Origin of the sequence: Peristeroidobacter soli (assembly GCF_004138485.1) — a bacterium.
Classification (GTDB): domain Bacteria; phylum Pseudomonadota; class Gammaproteobacteria; order Steroidobacterales; family Steroidobacteraceae; genus Steroidobacter; species Steroidobacter soli.
Genome location: NZ_RYEV01000003.1, coordinates 1,377,477 through 1,396,167 on the forward strand (window position 1 = coordinate 1,377,477; position 18,691 = coordinate 1,396,167).

Here is an 18,691-nt window from a genome sequence, read left to right on the forward strand (position 1 = left end):
GATTGTTTGTCGATGGCGTTTGGCAAGGATGCTCGCCGCCGCGCTAACGATGGCGTGGGCTCAACTGACCGTGGCGCAGAGCAGCTCGGTCAGTACGGAATATTCCCTCTCCATCCCCAGCGGCTCCTTGACCACGGCGATCGACCAGTTCTCCAAACAGACTGGTCTGCAGATGGCTACGGACCTGACTCCCGAACAGCAGCAGCGAACCGTCGATGCCGTGATCGGGCGTTTCACGGCAGATGCGGCACTGGACAGGCTGCTTGCTGCCAGCGAGCTCACGCATATTTGGTTGGATGCCTCCACGGTCAGGATCTATGTGCGCGTTGTCGAGCTTCCCCAAGGCGAAGCCGGTCAGCGGGATGTGTTGGTGACGGGAAGTCGGCTTGGAGGCGGCGAGGGGCCGGCTCCCATTCGTAGATACACTCGGGAGCAGCTCGATCGTCTCGGGGTCTCCTCGCTGGCCGGCGCGGCGACCTTCATGACCCAGCAGCCATTTTCTTTTGGAGAATGGGTTCAGCGTAGCGGAGCCCAGCATTTTCAACTGCGCGGGTTGGGTGTGGACACCACCCTGGTTCTGATCAATGGTCGTCGCGCGCAGCCTAGTGCGACAAGCGTTAGCTTGAATGCGTTTGACCTGAATGCGATTCCGCTCACGGCAGTGGAGCGGATTGAAGTCATGTCGGATTCAGCCTCGGCAATATACGGTTCCGATGCCATCGGGGGGGTCGTCAATATCATTCTCAAGCAGGAGGTCGACCAGCCGGATGTTTTTCTTCATTACGGAGGCGCGTCTGGAGGTGCCTACGAGCGGCGTGCAGCGGGCTCCATCGGCACAGCCTGGCAACGTCTGAAAACGGCGCTCACACTCGACTACTTTGATCGCTCCATGCTCGTCGGCGCAGAGCGCGATCTCTGGCGCAATCAGGATTTTCGGCGCTTCGGCGGCAAGGACTATCGTACAACTGCGTCGCCTCAAGCCAACGTCTACTCGCTCACCGGTACGCCACTGGCTGGATTGCCGATGTCACAGGCATCGGTGCCTGTGGGAAGCACCGGTGTCGGTCTTCGACCGGAGGACTTCCTGGAAACGGCTGGCAAACTCAGTCAGTACTCCACACGGAAAACCACGGCCATCGAACCTGACCTGAAGCAATTGTCAGCCGTCGGCTCGGCCGAATTTTCCATTGGCAGTCGTGCCGCCATTTTTGGCGAGATGTTGATGAGCTCGCGTGACATTCTGAATCAAGGCCCCTTGGCGGCCGCGACGGGGCAGATCGTGCCAGCAACGAACCCCTTCAATCCCTTCGGCCAGGCGGTCAGGGTGGATTTTGCGCTGGCCGGAATAGAGCCCGTATCTCTGTTGACGGAAGGAGAGTCAACGAGGTTCGTGCTCGGCGCTCGGGGCGAGCTGAGTCGCTGGGATTGGGAACTTGCACTCACCCGCAGCAGTGATAGCGCCCGCGTGCAGTCAATCAATGAACTGGATCTCTCTCGGGTTCAAGCGGCGCTGCAGTCGACGGACCCGCAAACCGCACTGAATCCCTTTGCAGATGGGGTGTCAGGGAGCGATGCATTGTTGTCTTCCCTGGTTCGGGATCAAGGGTACGACTATTTCTCGCGAGCATGGTTGTTTTCCGGATTCGTGCGCGGCCCATTGTTTCGCATGCCCGGAGGAACGAGCGAGTTTGTCGTCGGAGGAGAGCTGCGGCGAGAAGGAGTGAAAACCGTCGACACATCGCCGCTTGAGCAACAGCGCGACATCGTTTCTGAGTTTGCGGAGGTCAATCTGCCATTACTGAAGCAACTGTCGCTCAAGCTGGCCTTGCGGGCGGATCTCTATGAGCACGCCGGCGACTCGGTGAATCCACAGTATGGGCTCGTATGGCGGCCGAACCAGGATTGGTTGATCCGAGCCGCTTATGGCACCAGCTTTCGGCCGCCGTCATTGTCTGAATTGTCCTTCCCAAGGTCGGAGTTGGTGTTCCCTCTTGCGGACCTGCAGCGTGGGGGGGCGGCGTCTCCCGTCAGGGTGATCGTTGGCGGCAATCCCGACCTGGAAAATGTATCAGCGCATTCTTTCACCACAGGCGTTGCGTATCGGGCCAGCGATTGGCTCGGGCTGCATTGGGGCGCTAACTATTGGCGGGTGGTGATGGACAATCGCATCGTCCTGCCTGGTGTTCTGAATCTGGCGAAACTGGAAGAAGTGCCTGGTCGCGTCACGCGCTCGGCACCGACCGATGCCGACAGGTTGGCGGGCTGGGCTGGTGCACTTCAATCAGTCGACATCTCGCTACTCAATTACGGCCGCCTGGAGACCAGCGGTATCGATCTCGATCTCTCATATCGCATCGGCGGGAGCCTGGGGGACCTGCGAGGTGCCCTTTCGGCGACTTGGGTTGACAACTATGCGTCGCAGGACATGGCCCCGATCCAGTCGCCGGATCGCGTAGGCATTGCCAATTACTCAGGCACCATTCCCGAGTGGCGCCTGGTCGGGTCGTTGACGTGGGATGGCCGTGGCTGGGGCGTTTCCACGACGGCCACCTTTACGCCGAGCTACCAGGATTCAGATCTTTCCGGGCCGCTGAATCGGCGCCTGCCGTCGCGGACCGTCATCGACATGCAGGCGTGGCTGGAGCTGGGGGGGCTATTCGGCCCGGCTTGCTTCAATGATCTCAAGATTACGGCCGGTGCATTGAACCTGTTCGACGAAAAGGTGGATTTTGCCAATGCAGGTCTGATGTACGGCTTCGATATATCGCAAGCGGACTTGAAGCAACGATTCACCTACTTGCGGATCGCCAAGAGCTTCTAGCTACAGCGCGAATAGTCAAGAGGGCCCGTGTCTCAGCGCGAGCCCTCGTCGGCCTTGGGTTACAAACCGAGATACGTATAAGTACAGCAGGAGTCCGGTACCACCGGAACCTGGCCCGGCTGTTTCGTCTCCTTCATCGCATCTCCCAAATCAATCATCTCAATCCCTTGAACTTCGTCCTTCGTCGCCTCGATCTTCTCATTCATGACGGTTCCTTTAAGGAATTATGACGACCTCCTGCCCGCCCGGTAGATAACCCTTCCTATTGGTTAACAGCAATACGTCGAGTTGCGGAGCTGAAAAATAATAGTTCACACCCTCGGAAAAGGGGGGTTAAGCTCAGCACCTGATCCGGTCCATGTGGACAGAGACCCAAAGATCATCAGGACCTAGGTGCTTGGTTCGCCCTTGGTGGTTTGTAGTGGGCGTCATGGATGACGTCCGCTGCGAATCTTCGAGCCGGGCACCGCCTCGACGCGGAGAATTTGCAGCCCTTTCAGGGAGGATGGGGCTGCAAGCTTCCTCGGACCCACCGATGAAACCGCGATATTGCGGTCCGGGTGCGGGTTGTACAGTCTGCGCCCCTTTCAATAAGCGCCGTCGGAACTCCCTTGCTCAAACGCGGCCGTGCGCTCCAGCTGAGCGCTTCCGATCTGGTGGGGTATCTCAACTGCCACCATCTGACCCACCTCGATGCCCAGGTCGCCGCCGGGATGCTGGCGAAGCCGCAGGTCTGGGATCCGTCGCTGGAAGTGCTGTGGGAGCGGGGCGCTGCGCATGAGCGGGAGTATGTCGAGCATCTGCGGGCGCGCGGCCTGACGGTCGTCGAGATCGAAGGGATCGGCATCGCGCCGGCGCAGGTCGAGCAAACGATGGCGGCCATGCGAGCGGGCGCGGAAGTCATCGTGCAGGGCGCATTTCTGGATGGGGTGTGGAGCGGGCGAACGGACATCCTGCTTCGGGTGCCGAAGGCCAGTGCGCTGGGCGATTGGTCGTACGAGGTCGTCGACACCAAGCTGGCCAGGGAGACCAAGGGCGGCACGGTGCTTCAGCTGTGCCTGTACTCGGACTTGCTGGCGAGTGCGCAAGGGTGCGCGCCGGAGGCCATGTATGTCGTCACGCCGGGGCGCGGTTTCGAGCCTGAGCGCTACAGGGCGGCGGCCTATGCGGCCTATTACCGCCAGGTACGAGCGGAGCTGGAGCGGTCGCTAGCGGCGAAGGAGGCCGCGCCGACCTATCCCCAGCCCAAAGATCACTGCGACATCTGCCGATGGCGGCGAGACTGCGATACGCGGCGGCGGCAGGATGACCATTTGTGCTTGGTGGCAGGCATTTCCACAGCGCAGATTGCCGAGCTGGCCCGACACAGCGTCACAACGCTTGCCGGTCTGGCGCAATTGCCATTGCCGCTGCCCTGGAAGCCCGAGCGCGGCCTCGCTCAGTCGTTCGAGCGAAGTCGTGAGCAGGCGCGCGTTCAATGGGAGGGGCGGCAGGGCGCGCGGGAAATCTATGAGCCGTTGCCGCTCGTGCCGGGCGCCGGGCTCCATCGGCTGCCGGAGCCATCGCCCGGAGACATCTTCCTCGACCTGGAAGCGGATCCGTTCGTTGGCGACGAGGGGCTGGAGTTCCTGTTCGGCTACGTCACCACCGAAGCGAGCGGGGCGCGCAACTACGTCGCCGAATGGGCGTTCTCGCGGGTCGAGGAGCGGCGAGCGTTCGAGCGCTTCGTCGATTTCGTCATGGCGCGGTGGGCTCAGTATCCAGGGCTTCACATCTATCACTACGCTCCCTATGAGCCGAGCGCGCTGAAGCGGCTGATGGGGCGATATGCGACGCGCGAGGACGAGATCGACCGCATGTTGCGTGCGTCGCTGTTCGTCGATCTCTACACGATCGCGCGTCAGAGCATTCGTGCCAGTGTGGAGCGGTACTCGATCAAGAATCTCGAGCCCTTCTACGATTTCAACCGCGGCGTGCCGCTGGTCGAGGTGAGAAGTGCGCTGGCGAAGTTGCAGGCACGCCTGGAGCTCGACGACGCGGCCGCGATCTCTGAGGAGTGCAAGGACATCGTGCGCCGTTACAACTGCGACGATTGTCTCTCGGCGCAGCGGCTGCGGGATTGGCTGGAGAAGATCAGAAGCGAAATGATCGCCAATGGCGCGGCGATTTCGCGACCGGCGGCGGAGGATCCGGAGCCATCGGCTGAGCTCGACGAACGTCAGCGTGAAGTGGCGGCGCTGGTGGCGCGTCTCACCGCCGACGTGCCGGCAGACACGGCGGAGCGCACGGCCGAGCAGCAGGCGCGCTGGATTCTCGCGCATTCGCTCGACTGGCATCGTCGAGAGTTGAAGTCGTCGTGGTGGGAATTTTTCCGCCTCGCCGAGCTGACGCCCGACGATCTGCAGGATGAGCGCTGTGGCATCAGCGGCCTGGTGTTTCGCGCGAGCGTCGGTGGGACGGCGCGGGCGCCGATTCATCGGTATCAGTTTCCGCCGCAGGAACTGGAGCTGAGCGAAGGCGACACGCTGCATCTGAGCCTGGAGCAGAAATTGGGAACGGTCGTGTCGGTCTCAGCCGAAAGCCGGACCATCGACATCAGGAAGCGTGGCGACTCGATCGCACTTCATCCGCAAGCGGCATTCGCGCATGACATGGTGCGCACCGGCGTGATGGCCGATGCATTGTCGCGGCTCGGAGCTCACGTCGCTGACAATGACATCGCGGGCATCGGCGCCTATCAGGCGGCGAGAGATCTCTTGCTCAACGTCCCGCCGCGCTTGGGTAACGATCCGCTGCAATTGAGCGGTGAGTCCGCGAGCGAGGCTGCGGTTCGCGTGGCGACGAAGCTTGCGAGTGGAGTCCTGCCGATTCAAGGCCCGCCGGGCGCGGGCAAGACGTTCACGGCGGCGCGGATGATTTGCGCGCTGGTGAAGGCGGGCAAGAAAGTCGGTGTGACGGCGAACAGTCACAAGGTCATTCGCAATCTGCTCGACAAGGTCGTGGAGCAGGCCGGTCGCATGCATATCGACGTTCAATGTTTGCAGAAGGTCGCCGACAAGGCGGCCGACGTGCCGGGCATTCGCTTCGAGACGGATAACGAGAAGGCGCTCGCTGCGCTCGGGGTCTCGTGTCAGGTGGTGGCGGGAACGGCGTGGCTGTGGTCGCGCGAGGATGCGTTCGAGGCCGTTGACACGTTGTTCGTGGACGAGGCGGCGCAAATGTCATTGGCCAACGTGTTGGCGGTGTCGCAGGCGTGCCGAGCGCTGGTATTGCTCGGCGATCCGCAACAGCTGGAACAGCCGATTCAAGGCAGTCATCCGGAAGGAACCGACGTGTCGGCGCTCGAGCACGTGCTCGGCGGCGCGGCGACCATCGGCGAGGGGCAGGGCTTGTTCCTGGAAGAAACCTGGCGCCTGCATCCCGACATTGGCTCGTTTACCTCCGAGCTGTTCTACGAAAGCAGATTGGCGTGTCGCGCCGGTCTCAACCGGCAGGAAGTCACATCAAGCGGTCGTATTCAGGGCACCGGATTGCGATTCCTCCCGGTGGTGCATGAGGGCAATCAGAACTCCGCGCCGGAAGAGGCCGAGGTGATTCAGCGGTTGGTCGAAGAAACATTGGCGGCAGGTGCCTCCTGGACCGATCGCGACGGCCGCTCGCGGCCCGTCACCATCGATGACATTCTGATCATCGCGCCGTACAACGCGCAGGTGTTCGAGATTCAACGCCGCCTGCCGCGTGCGCGCGTCGGCACGGTCGATAAGTTTCAGGGACAGGAAGCGGCGATCGTCATGTACTCGGTGACGACGTCGTCGCACGCCGATGCGCCGCGAGGCATGGAGTTTCTGTACAGCTTGAATCGTCTCAACGTGGCGGTGTCGCGCGCGAAATGTGTGTGCGTGCTGGTCGCGTCGCCTGCCATCTTCGAGCCCGCCTGCACGACGCCGCGGCAAATGGAATTGGCCAACGCGTACTGCCGCTATAGAGAGCTCGCCCGCCCGCTTTAGGTCTTTCGGTCAGTGCTGCCATCGCCGGGCTTCTGGCATAAACCACGCTCTTCATGACTCAGGAGCGTCCCTTTGGATTTCAACAAACTGATGGCTCGCGCCAAAGCCATTTTGCTGTCGCCCAAGACGGAGTGGCCGGTGATTGCAGGCGAGCCGACCACGGTCGCCGACCTCTATAAAGGTTATGTCATTCCGCTCGCCGCGATTCCGGCGATTTTCGGCTTTCTGCAGATGAGCGTGATTGGCGTGTCGACGTTCTTCGGCGGCACGGTCCGCATGGGCATCGGCTACGGGCTGACCCAGGCGGTGTTGACGTTCGTGATGGGGCTGGTGCTGGTGTATCTGGTGGGCCTGATCGTCGATGCGCTCGCGCCGTCGTTCGGTGGCCAGAAAAATAACATCCAGGCGCTGAAGGTCGTTGCGTACTCGACCACGGCCGGCAGTGTCGCGTCCATCGCGGGAATCGTTCCGGGTCTCGGCATCCTCATCGGTATTGCTGGCGGCATCTACAGCATCTATCTGCTGTATCTCGGCTTGCCGGAGTTGATGAAGTGTTCGCGGGAGAAGGCGGCAGGTTATACCGCGGTCGTCGTCATCATCACGATCGTCGTGGCCGCCATCGCCGGCGCGGTGATCGGCAGCGTCGTTGGTGTGGGCAGCATGATGAGCGCATCGACCCACAGCTCCTCGAAGGGCGATGACGATGTGAAGTTCGACGAGAACAGCGCGCTCGGCAAGATGCAGAAGTGGGGCGAGGACATGGAAGCTGCCAACAAGAAGCTCGAAGAGGCGCAGAAGTCTGGCGATCAGGGTGCGCAGGAAGAGGCGTTGAAGGCGGTGTTCGGTGCCGCGCTGGCGGGCGGTGGGGAGCAGGTCGAGTCGCTGGCGCCGGACCGCCTGAAGGCATTCGTGCCGGAAGCGCTGGCCGGCCTGAATCGCTCGAGCCTGTCCGCCGAGCGCAGTGGCGCGATGGGCTTTCAGGTGTCGACGGCGTCGGCCACGTACTCCAATGATTCAGGCCGTGAGGTCCGGCTGGAGATCACCGACGCCGGCAACGCCAAAGGTTTGCTAGGCTTGGCCAGCTGGGCCGGCGTGGAAGGCGAGAAGGAAGAGAATGGGCGTCACGAGAAAACTTTTCGCGAGGACGGCCGTTTGATGCATCAGGAGTGGGATAGTGGCGCGTCTCGCGGGCAGTACACGGTGGTCGTCGGCGATCGCTTCACGGTGAAGGTCGACGGCGCCGCGGGTAGCCTGGGCGAGCTGCGTGACGCGGCGGAAGAGCTGAATCTCGACGGCCTCGCCGATCTGCGCACTGAGGGCGTCAAGAACTGACGCGTCGAGAGTCGATGGTTGAGGTTGAGGCGGTATGAAGATCATTGATGTTCCCCAGCCCGGCGGTCCAGAGGCACTGGTCGTCGCGCAGCGTCCTGTGCCGACACCTCAAGCAAGCGAAGTGCTGATCAAGATCGCGGCCGCTGGTGTCAATCGCGCGGACGTGCTCCAGCGCAAGGGTGGCTATCCGCCGCCGCCGGGCGCGCCGAGCTATCCCGGTCTGGAATGTGCCGGTGTCGTGGAGGCGATCGGCTCCGCGGTTCGTGATTTCAAAGTGGGCGACAGGGTGTGCGCGCTCCTTCAGGGTGGCGGTTATGCCGAGTATTGCGTCGTGGACGAGGCGCAAGTGCTGCCGGTCCCCGGCTCGCTCAGCATGATCGAGGCGGCGTCGCTACCCGAAGCGTATTTCACTGTGTGGAGCAACGTGTTCGAATTCGGGCGGCTGCAGCCCGGTGAGACATTGTTGGTTCATGGCGGCTCCAGCGGCATCGGTGTGTCAGCCATTCAGCTTGCAAAGGCGTTGGGTCACACCGTGTTCACTACTGCCGGCAGCGATGACAAGTGCCGGTTCTGCGAGCAGCTCGGCGCCACGCGCGCCATCAATTACAAAACGGAAGATTTCGTTGCTGTGATAGCCGAGGTAACGGGCAAGCGCGGCGTGAATGTGCTGCTCGACATGGTGGGCGGTAGTTATCTGTCAAAAAACATCGCTACCCTGGCCACGGAAGGCAGGCTGGTGATCATCGCCACTCAAGGCGGTCTGAAGGGCGAGGCCGACCTGTTGAAAGTCCTGCAGCGCCGGTTGGTGATTACCGGGTCGGCACTGCGACCGCGCGATGTGGCATTCAAGCGGTTCATCAAGACCCGTCTGTTGGAAGGGGTGTGGCCGTTGCTCGAGCGCGGGACGATCAAGCCGGTCGTCGACAAGGTCGTGTCGCTGGAGCGCGCCAATGAGGCTCATGCGTATATGGAGAGCAGTGCCCACCGGGGGAAGATCGTGCTCGCGGTCGACCACGCCATCCATTGATAGCGCCGTTTCTTAGCATATTTCGCAACTCGAACAACAAAGTCGCTAAGACCGGGCATCTCTGAGAGTTCATCTCTAGGCATTTTCCGAATTTGCCGCTATTTCGCCGAGGTCCTGAGGCGGCGTCTGGTAGTTTTTCCCAACCCTGTATCGCTGCGTATTGATCGGGATGCCATCCCGCGCATTGCGTCGCCGGCACCAGCATTGCAGGGAATATTTGCGGCGTCGAGGGCAGGTCGTTGGCGGCAGCGGCCTGATCCAAAGGGATTTTTCGGCGCCATCAGCGGAAAGTGGTTGAGGGAATCGGCCATGCATCAGTCTTCCTTTCTCTGTGACCACCGACAGAGCCACACGTCGTGGTGTTGCTCGGCAAGCAAGCGTACGTAACAAAAAAATTACCGGCGCAGTTCCGGAGATCGCGCCGTTGGGAGGTAGGGGTGACGACAGAACAGGGTGGGACGTCGATGTCTCAGAGGTTTTCATCTTCAGGTTAACTACGGAGGGCGCACCATGCTCTCAGCGGATCCAAGCAAGCGAATCTTTGTGTTGAAACGGGAAGAAACCACCAGCCGCAAGGCCAGCAGCGATCACGCCGTGGAAGGAATCTACGACCGCATCAAGTCGCTGTTGCTGGCGCATACGCTCGCGCCTGGGCAGTTGTTGCAGATCGGTACGCTCGCCGAAGAGCTCGGCGTGAGTACCACGCCGGTGAGAGAAGCGTTGACCAGGCTCGCCGCGGAGCGACTGATCGTATTCGCGCCGAAGCGAGGCTTCTTCGCGAAGACGGCATCGGAAGACGAATTGCGTGGCCTGTACACGCTGAATCAAACATTGCTCGACTCGGCGATTCGTGAATGGAACGCAGCCGCGATGATCGATGACGATACCAAGGCGCCGTCGAAGATCTTCGCGTCACTGCCGTTGTCGGACCGGCCCGATCAGTTGACGCGCACGGTCGACGATCTGTTCGTGCGCATCGCGACGCGCTCGGGCATCGGCGAGCTCGCGGACATCATTCGCAACTTCAACGATCGTCTGCATCACGCGCGCATGATCGAAGGCGAGATCATCGAAGGCGTGGTCGATGAGCTCGCGCGCTTGCGACAGCTCTACAGCGAGAACAACAAAGAGCAGTTGCAGCTGGCACTACAGATCTATCATCAGAGGCGTCGTGAGCTGGTGTCATCGATTTGCAAAGAGCTGTTGTTCCGGCCGTTTCTTGCCGAAAATAAATAATGCTTGCGCTGCCTCCGGAGGCATTCTTCGCCTCCGGGGGCTGGCCTCGCCCGCGCTCCCGGTCAGTACTTAATGACGGATCGCGCCGTGCCCGGGCACACTGGCCCGGCGGGTGAGATAATCGTGGCAGGCAAGTCGCGTTGCTTCAGACATAGGGAAATCCAGTGATCGATCGCCACAAGCACCTGGAGCGGGGCGAGCCGGGGCGTACTTCTACACATGCGCCGCAACCCGATATCGCCGACCCGGACGTCGCGAGCTCGTTGATGGCCACCCGCAATGGCCGCATCACGCTGTGGTTCGATCGTTGGCGCAAGCCCATTCGCAGTTGGTTTTCCAGTCGCGCTTCGGTCCCGCGTGCCGAAGTCGACGACCTCGCCCAGGAAGTGTTTCTACGGCTGCTGCGTTATAGCGACGATGTCGCCGTCGAGAATCCGCAGGGTTATCTGTTCAGGATCGCCGCCAACGTTGCGAATGAATGGCGCGATCGTTCGCGCGTGCGCCAGCCGCACGATCGCAGCTGGCTCGATGAGCTGCAGGTCGATCCGGCCGATCAGCCGGACAATGCCGTTTTCCAGAATCGTGTCAGCAAACATCTGCAAAACGCGGTCAACCGCTTGCCGAAGCGGCAGCGTGAAGTGCTGTTGCTCCATGTCAATGAGGGCCTGACGTACAAAGAAATCGCCGATCGATTGGGTGTGACTTACCGGATCGTTCTAAGGGATCTGACTCGCGCTTACGCCGCGCTGCGCATGCAGCTGAAGGCTGAAGACCTCTAGGAAGCGCAGGCCATTGAGGGCAAGGGGTATGAAACAAAGCAGCGACACCGAAATCGACGGGCTCTTGAGCGAGCAGGCGGCGGGTTGGTTCGTGCGGCTGGTGGCGAACGATCTGTCGGCGCGCGAGCGTCGCGAGTATCTCGCCTGGTTGAAGGCGTCCAGTCGCAACGTCGAGGCTCTGCTCGATATCTATCGCTATCACGGTTACGGGCGCAAAGCGAAACTGCACATGCGCGTGTCGCCGGAGGGCGAGCCCGGCGAGAATGTGATTCCGTTCGGGCCGCGGGGTATGACGGTCGTACACAAGCAGACTCGACAGTTGAAGCGACGGCGCGCGCGACAGATGAAAGTCGCCGCGGCCATCGCCGGCATCCTGGTGACGATCGTCGCTGGCTGGACGCTGAAGGCGACGTATTTCGATAAGCGCATCGCCACCGGCCCGGGCCAGTGGGATCGCGCGATGCTCTCCGATGGCAGCGTGTTGCGCATCGGGCCGAACACCCGGTTGCGTTGGTCGTTCGACCAGAATCAACGCACCATCGTGCTCAGCGAAGGCGAAGCTGTATTCGAAGTGGCGAAAGATCCCAGCCGACCATTCATCGTGACGACTCACGTCGGCGATGTGCGCGCGGTGGGCACGGAGTTTGGTGTGTCGTTGATGAATGCATCGACCGCCGTCGTGACGGTAGCTCACGGCAAAGTTGCAGTGAGCAAACATGGTGACGATCGTGTGACCACGATCAAACGTGCGGCAGTGGCGGAGCTGATCGAAGATCAGCAGATCGTTCTATCCGACGGCAACGCGCAGCCGGTGAAACAAGTCGACGCATCGCGCGAGTTGCAGTGGGCCACGGGTTACTACGAATTCCGCGGCGAAACGGTGCGCGAAGCCATCGAACAGTTCAATCGTCGCAATCGTTTGAAGGTGGTGATGTCCGACCCGGCCATCGGCGCGATTGCCATGCCCTTCACTACGGTAAAGCTGGACGATCCGGAAACATTCGTGCTGATGCTGGCAGCGCGTCCGGACGTGCAGGTCGCCTACGAGAGTGCGAACGTCATTCGATTATTGCCCGAATAACGCGCCCGCCAAGATCGCTGCTTTGCAGCGTAACTTTCGTATCCCGCCTGACGCTATTCCTAGGGATGGAGTACTGCTTTCGCCCGGTCTTCATTAGGCGCGGGGTACTCCACGGCTTACGGAAACGTAGTCACAGATCGCTAAACAGTTGCGCCTGTGAACTACTCAGCGGGGACCGGGAACATGAACCCAACACCAGAACAGCGTGCTGTGATCAGGCAGGCCGTGGAATGGCACCAACTCGTCAACGACGGTGAGCTGGATCCGGTCTCGCGGCTCGAGTTTCGTACCTGGCTGCAGGCGTCGCCGAGCCACGTGCATGAGTTCGCGCGCATCTGCGCACTCGAAGTGGTGTTGCAGGGGTCGTTGAAGAAAGGCGTGCCGCGCGCGCTGCCCGGCAATGTCATCAATTTCGATTCTTATGCCTGTATCACGCGACGTCCGCCGCCGCCGCCGCGGATGCCGACCGTGTCGCTGCGTTTCAACACTAAAAAAATTGCTATCGCGGCGAGTGTGGTGCTCGCGCTCATCGTGACGCTGTTCGCGAGCCTCGTGAGCACCGATAAAGTCATCGTGACTCAGCTCGGTCACTGGGATAAACAATTGCTGGAAGACGGCTCAGTGGTTTATGCCGGGCCGCGCACCAAGTTGCGGTTCCATTTCAATGGCGACGTGCGCGCAGTGAGACTGGTGCGCGGTGAGGCATTGTTTGAAGTTGCCAAGGAGCCCGGCCGGCCATTCATCGTCTCGACGGACGCGGGCACAGTGCAGGCCGTCGGTACCGAATTCGCCGCGGCGGATCTCGGTGACACCGTGGTGGTTACGGTCGCGGAAGGGAAGGTTGTCGTGACGGCGACCGCAGTTCGTGATGGCGTGCAATCGATGACGCCGGTCGTCGCGGATCAACAGGTGGTGATGTCGCCGACCGGGGCCAGCGCGCCGGTGGGCGTCGATGCCAATCGCGAGCTGAAATGGATTCGCGACTGGTACGAATACGACGGTGAGCGGGTCGGCGACATCGTCGCTCAGCTCAATCTGCGCAACGACGTTCAGGTGATCGTCGACGATCCCCAGGTGGCGCGGCTGCGCCTGAATCAGCCGCTGACGTTCAAGCCCAGCCAGCCCGAGGACTTCGTGCGCAAGGTCAATCGCTGGTATCAGGACTATCCCCAGAAAACCGGTGGCCAGGCTGGTGCGAAGGTTCTGCATCTGGAACGGTCGTAGGCGGTTCGCCTTCAGGTTCAGCCCTCCGATTCGACGTAATCCCTGATCGCTTCCGGCCGGGGGCGCCGGAGGGATGATTCGCGCCCGTGATCCAGTCATCTAGCCGTGGGGGAATGGTTTCCCCCTCAGACAGTTAGCCTCAGGCGCCAGAACGCTCAGTGATCGATCGGCAGAAGCAGCAGTTGCAAGAGGAAGATCGTTGGAATTCGTCCAGGGAGGATGAACAGCGCGAGCCGGAGGGCTGTCGCCCCGAAGAAGCCGAGGGCCAGCAGGCTCGTCCGCGTCACAGCCGCGACGGTCGATTGATCGAGTGGTTCGGCAAGTGGCGCAAGCCGATCCGCAGCTGGCTGCGCAATCGCGCCTCGGTGCCGCCGGGTGACATCGACGATCTCGCCCAGGAAGTGTTCCTGCGGCTGCTTCGCTATAGCGACGATGTCGCCGTCGATAACCCGCAGGGCTATCTGTTCCGGATTGCCGCCAACGTCGCCAACGAGTGGCGCGAGCGCTCCAGGGTCCGCAAGCCGCATGACGACAGCTGGCTGGATGAGTTGCAGATCGAGGCCGGCGATGAGCCGGAAAACGCGTTCGCCAAGACGCGGGCCAATGAATACGTGCAGGCGGCCGTCGATCGGCTGCCGCCACGGCAGCGTGAGGTTTTGTTGTTACACGTGAACGAGGGGCTGACCTACAAGCAGATCGCTCAGCAGAGGGGACTGACGTATCGGATCGTATTGCGCGATCTCACACGTGCCTACAGTACGTTGCGCATGCAATTGCGACTGGAGGACCTGTGAACACTCCAATGGACGACGACGAGGATTTCGGAATGAAAGGAAGCCTGAGCCACCGGGCCCATGAACGGGCCAGCAAAGAGTCGTTGAGCAACGAAGCCGCCGAATGGTTCGTGCGCCTGCGCGACGACCGGCTCGGTGCACGCAATCGCGAGCGGAATGTTCGCTGGTTGAAGGAATCGCCGACTCATATCGCCGAGCTGCTCCGGATCCAGCAGGTTTATCAGGCGCTGCGCGCCGCCAAGGTCGTCAATCGTTCGCCCAGGACGGGCGACCCCTCGAACATCATCGAGCTGGGCGTGCAGCGTGAGTCCGAGCCGCCCCCTTTCGACTCATTCGCCGACGAGCCGGCCCGGCGCCGGCCGCGCGTCGAGACGTGGAAGATCGCCGCCGCGGTGGTCGGTCTCACGATGTCCTTTTTCCTGGGCTTCATGGCCAAGGTCGCCTGGCTCGATCGCACCATCGAGACCGAGCTGGGCGAGTGGCGGACCGTGTCGCTGACCGATGGGACGAGGGTCCGGCTCGGGCCGGCCTCGAAATTGAAAGTCGCGTTCGGTGACGATCACCGCACGATCCGGTTGATCCAGGGCGAGGCGAGGTTCGATGTCGCCAAGGATCGCACGCGACCGTTTTATGTTGAGTCGGAGATGATCGGCGTGCTCGCGGTCGGTACGGAGTTCCGGGTCTCGCGGCTCGGCGGCAAGGATGTGGTTGCGGTCACCGAAGGCAGCGTCGCGCTCTATCGCGACGGCCGCGATGCCATCCGAGGCACGGTGACCACCGCGCCGGCGCAACTCGCTGAAGCAACCGGAGGCGTTGCGCTCGCCGCGGGTGAACAGGTGTCCATCACGCGGGCCAGCCGCGCGCAGCCCGTTGCTAAAGAAAAGGTAAACCTGGATTACGAGCAGGCCTGGGCCGAGGGCTGGCTGGTGTATGAAAACAAGACGGTCGCGGAAGTGGCCCGCGACTTCAATCGGCTCAATCGGGTGAAGATCGTGATCGGCGAGCCGTCGATTGCCGCGCGTCGCCTGGCCTTCTTCCGGGTCAGCGCCACCGATCCTGAATCGTTTGTCGGGGCGCTGGCGACCAGTCCCGACATCGTGATCGTGCGGAACGTTCCCGATGTGCTGCGTATCGAGTTGCGTCGAGGCGTGTCGGCAGCGACGCTGCCCGGTGCCGAAAGTTCCGAATCCAATCACGGTGGCGGCAATGTGCCGCCGACCGTCAATCCCAATCCGATCTGAAGATATATTTTCGCTCGGGGTTGCTCCCTAGGTAGCAAAGTCTCAGCGCATCGCGACGCCTTGCGGTAGATTCCCAGTCATCAGCGGCGGGGCAGCGGCCCCGATGTCAAAGGGAATTTGCTGGGGAGATGGTCGCGAAACAGGTCATCGCCGGACTCGTGGCGGCCGTTGTTGCGGGCTGCTGGTGGCCCGACCGCGCGCCCGCTCAGAACACGCACGAAGACGCGCGCACCGCTCAGGAATACACGCTCGATATTCCACGCCTGCCCATCATCGAGGCGCTGAAGGAATTCACGACCCAGACCGGCCTGCTGATCAGCTTCTGGCCGGATCCACAGACCGATCAAACCCGGTTGGTGGGACCCTTGCGGGGCAAGTTCACCGCGGAAATCGCACTGACCCGGCTGCTGGCGGAGAGCGGTCTGGTTTACCGCCGGACCAACGCGCGTTCGCTGGTCGTCATGGCGCCGTCGCTGCTCGGCGCGCCTCGTAACGGTGTGACTGGCTCCGACGAGGATCGCAGCCGTCTGGCGGAAGGCCAGATCTATCTGCAAAAGAAACATCGACCGCTGGAGCCTGGCATGGCCGCGGCCGGTCAGTCGGGTTCGGCCGCGATGATCGGCGCGCCTACGTTCGATCATGTCGACGAAGTGATCGTCACCGGTTCCCGCATCGAGCGTACGGGTGAAGGTCCCGCGCCGGTGCAGGTGTTCACGCGCCGGATGATCGAAGAGCTCGGCGCGTCTTCCATTCCCGACGTTTTACGCTATACGCCACAACAACCATTTACTCGCGCGGAGCATTATTACAGCGGCGGTGCGCAGTACTCACAGATGCGCGGCATCGGCATCGATACCACGCTGGTTCTCATCAACGGGCGACGCGTCGTTCCCACGTCGAACAGTCTGGTGCTCAACGCGTTCGACTTGAACAGCATTCCGCTCGCTGCGGTGGAACGGGTCGAGGTGCTGTCGGACTCTGCTTCGGCCATTTATGGCGCCGACGCCATGGGCGGCGTGATCAACGTGGTGTTGAAGAAAGAAATCTCGCAGCCCGTGCTCGACATGCAGTATGGCGGCGCCAGCGGTGGCGCGGATATGGCGCGCGGGTCGTTCAGTGCCGGTTATCAAACCGAGCGACTGCGAGCCTCGGCAATTTTCGACTACTACCAGCGGGATTTTCTGTTGGGATCTGAGCGCGGCCTGTGGAGCGATCAGGATTACACGCGCTATGGCGGTGTCGACTATCGGTCTGTCGCGGGTGTTCCAGGAACGGTGAGCTCATTGCGCGGCGACAATCTGCCAGGGTTGTCATCGTCCTTCGCGATGGTGCCTGAAGGCAGCAGTGGCATCGGACTGACGCCGCAGGACTTCGTCGCAACCGCGGGCGTTCGCAATTACACGAGCACCGCGAGCGCGCTGTCCATCGTGCCGGAGGCCCGGCAGCGCAGTGTGGCGCTATTTGGTGAGTACGATCTGACACCGGTGCTGACGGCGTTTGCGGAAGTGCTCTACACCAACCGTCAGACTGCCTCACAGGAAGGTCTCCATACGCTGCAGGGCGCACTGGTGCCGGCAAACAATCCCTTCAATCCGTTCGGCCAGCCGGTGCGGGTCGATGTCATTCTGAATGGCCTCGAGCCGCGTCGCTTCGAACACGATACTGAGTGGCTGCGGGGCGCGTTCGGGCTGCGAGGTCCGCTGATTTCCAGCTGGGAATGGGAAGTGGCGGGATTGATCAGCACCGAAACCGGCGACGCTCTGAGCACCGTCGATCTCAACAGTCAGCGTGTCAGCGCGGCGCTCGCGGCAACCGATCCGGCGCGCGCGTTGAATCCTTTCGTAGACGGTCCCGCCGGCAGTCCGGAGCTGCTGGCCTCGCTGATTGAACCAGATCACGAACGTCATCTCTCGCGTGGCCGGCAGCTGTCGGCGTTCTTGCACGGCGAGTGGCTCGAGTTGCCAGCGGGTCCCATTCGAGCCGTGGTGGGCGGCGAATGGCGCGATGAAAAAATGATCTATGACGACCAGACGTTGCCGGTCGACGACGGCCGCGACATGCGGGCTGCCTTCACCGAGCTGCGAGTGCCGCTGCTGGCAAGCTCGGTTACGGATCGCGACGATGTGCTGTCGCTCACGCTGGCCGCACGGCTCGACAATTACAGCGACTTCGGCAGCTCGCTGAATCCGCAACTCGGATTGATGTGGCGGCCCGTCGAGGACCTGCTGCTTCGTGGCTCCTATAGCACCAGCTTTCGCCCGCCTTCGCTGTTCGAGTTGCACGCGCCCCGCACGACCGTGGCGTACCCGGGCATCCCCGATCCAGCACGCAACGATTCAGTGAGCCCGGTGACGTTTGTTACCGGTGGCAATCCCGATCTCCAGCCGATTGAAGCGAATTCGATGACCGCCGGCTTCGTGTGGTCGCCGCGCGCGCTGCCGGGTCTGCGGCTGCTGACGAGCTACTGGAAGATCAGCACCGATCATCGCGTCACGTTCGTGCATTTCTCCACGATGCTCGCCAACGAGGAAGCGTTCCACGACCGCATCGTGCGCGATGTTCCAACCGAGGCCGATATCGCCGCGGGCATTCCGGGCAGGCTGCTGCAGCTGGATATTTCCCGAATGAATTTCGGACGCCTCACCACGAGTGGCATCGACGTGGAGGCGAAGTATGAATTGAGCACGCACTGGGGAGAGTTCACGCCGCGGCTGTCCGCCACGTGGGTCAAAGAGTTCAGCGCTGTCGACGTGCCGAGAACCGCTGCTGTCGACCGCGTCGGTGTCGCGAATGCCGGCGGCTCCATACCGAGGTGGCGTGTCGTTGGCAGCGTGGGCTGGAAGCGCAACGGCATTGGTCTGTCGACTACCGTCGACTGGTTGCCAGGTTATATGGATGCGACGACGGTCGGACTCACGGGGCGCCGCTTGTCTTCGCGCACGCTGGTGGATCTGCAGGCGAGCTTCGCGGTGGACGAGATGATCGGTGCCGGGCCGATGTGGGATGACTTGAAGCTGCAGCTGGGTGTCAAGAATGCATTCGACCAGACGGCGTCGTTCGCCGATATCGGCTATTCATCGGGTTTCGATTCTTCGCAAGGCGATCTGATCGGTCGCTTCAGTTATCTGCGCCTGTCCAAGGGCTTCTGA

12 protein-coding genes are annotated in these 18,691 nt (G+C 61.8%); 11 read left to right on the plus strand and 1 reads right to left on the minus strand.

Translation table 11 applies throughout. The features are described from left to right. The first annotated feature begins 28 nt into the window (after window positions 1–28). The gene (locus EKO19_RS14720) at window positions 29–2,821 is read left to right on the plus strand and encodes a TonB-dependent receptor (protein WP_129777128.1); all 2,793 of its coding nucleotides are present in this window, start codon (window positions 29–31) and stop codon (window positions 2,819–2,821) included. Between the two features lie 59 nt (window positions 2,822–2,880). Here EKO19_RS14720 and EKO19_RS38290 read toward each other — a convergent pair whose 3' ends face one another. Further along, complete coding sequence (locus EKO19_RS38290; protein ID WP_157995263.1) at window positions 2,881–3,027, minus strand: hypothetical protein; 147 nt, start codon at window positions 3,025–3,027, stop codon at window positions 2,881–2,883. Between the two features lie 405 nt (window positions 3,028–3,432). Here EKO19_RS38290 and EKO19_RS14725 point away from each other — a divergent pair, with 405 nt between their 5' ends. From EKO19_RS14725 to EKO19_RS14770, 10 genes are all read left to right on the plus strand, one after another. Further along, complete coding sequence (locus EKO19_RS14725; protein WP_175597056.1) at window positions 3,433–6,828, plus strand: TM0106 family RecB-like putative nuclease; 3,396 nt, start codon at window positions 3,433–3,435, stop codon at window positions 6,826–6,828. A gap of 72 nt (window positions 6,829–6,900) precedes the next feature. Beyond that, window positions 6,901–8,160, plus strand: coding sequence for a Yip1 family protein (locus tag EKO19_RS14730; RefSeq protein WP_129777129.1), 1,260 nt, complete (start codon window positions 6,901–6,903; stop codon window positions 8,158–8,160). Between the two features lie 34 nt (window positions 8,161–8,194). Next, on the plus strand, window positions 8,195–9,187 hold the full coding sequence (locus EKO19_RS14735; protein WP_129777130.1) for an NAD(P)H-quinone oxidoreductase: 993 nt from the start codon (window positions 8,195–8,197) through the stop codon (window positions 9,185–9,187). 510 nt (window positions 9,188–9,697) lie between these two features. Further along, window positions 9,698–10,423, plus strand: coding sequence for a GntR family transcriptional regulator (locus tag EKO19_RS14740; RefSeq protein WP_129777131.1), 726 nt, complete (start codon window positions 9,698–9,700; stop codon window positions 10,421–10,423). A 164-nt stretch (window positions 10,424–10,587) separates the two neighbouring features. After that, window positions 10,588–11,202 (plus strand): RNA polymerase sigma factor, encoded by a 615-nt coding sequence (locus tag EKO19_RS14745; RefSeq protein WP_129777132.1) that lies wholly within the window; start codon window positions 10,588–10,590, stop codon window positions 11,200–11,202. Between the two features lie 28 nt (window positions 11,203–11,230). Then, window positions 11,231–12,283 (plus strand): FecR family protein, encoded by a 1,053-nt coding sequence (locus tag EKO19_RS14750; protein WP_129777133.1) that lies wholly within the window; start codon window positions 11,231–11,233, stop codon window positions 12,281–12,283. Window positions 12,284–12,466: 183 nt separating this feature from the next. After that, window positions 12,467–13,507: a FecR family protein gene (locus EKO19_RS14755; protein ID WP_129777134.1), complete on the plus strand. Its 1,041-nt coding sequence runs from the start codon at window positions 12,467–12,469 to the stop codon at window positions 13,505–13,507. Between the two features lie 158 nt (window positions 13,508–13,665). Then, a complete protein-coding gene (locus EKO19_RS14760) occupies window positions 13,666–14,301 on the plus strand; it encodes an RNA polymerase sigma factor (protein ID WP_129777135.1) in 636 nt (211 codons plus the stop codon). Between the two features lie 32 nt (window positions 14,302–14,333). Beyond that, the gene (locus EKO19_RS14765) at window positions 14,334–15,542 is read left to right on the plus strand and encodes a FecR family protein (protein ID WP_175597057.1); all 1,209 of its coding nucleotides are present in this window, start codon (window positions 14,334–14,336) and stop codon (window positions 15,540–15,542) included. A gap of 128 nt (window positions 15,543–15,670) precedes the next feature. Further along, window positions 15,671–18,691: a TonB-dependent receptor gene (locus EKO19_RS14770; RefSeq protein ID WP_129777137.1), complete on the plus strand. Its 3,021-nt coding sequence runs from the start codon at window positions 15,671–15,673 to the stop codon at window positions 18,689–18,691.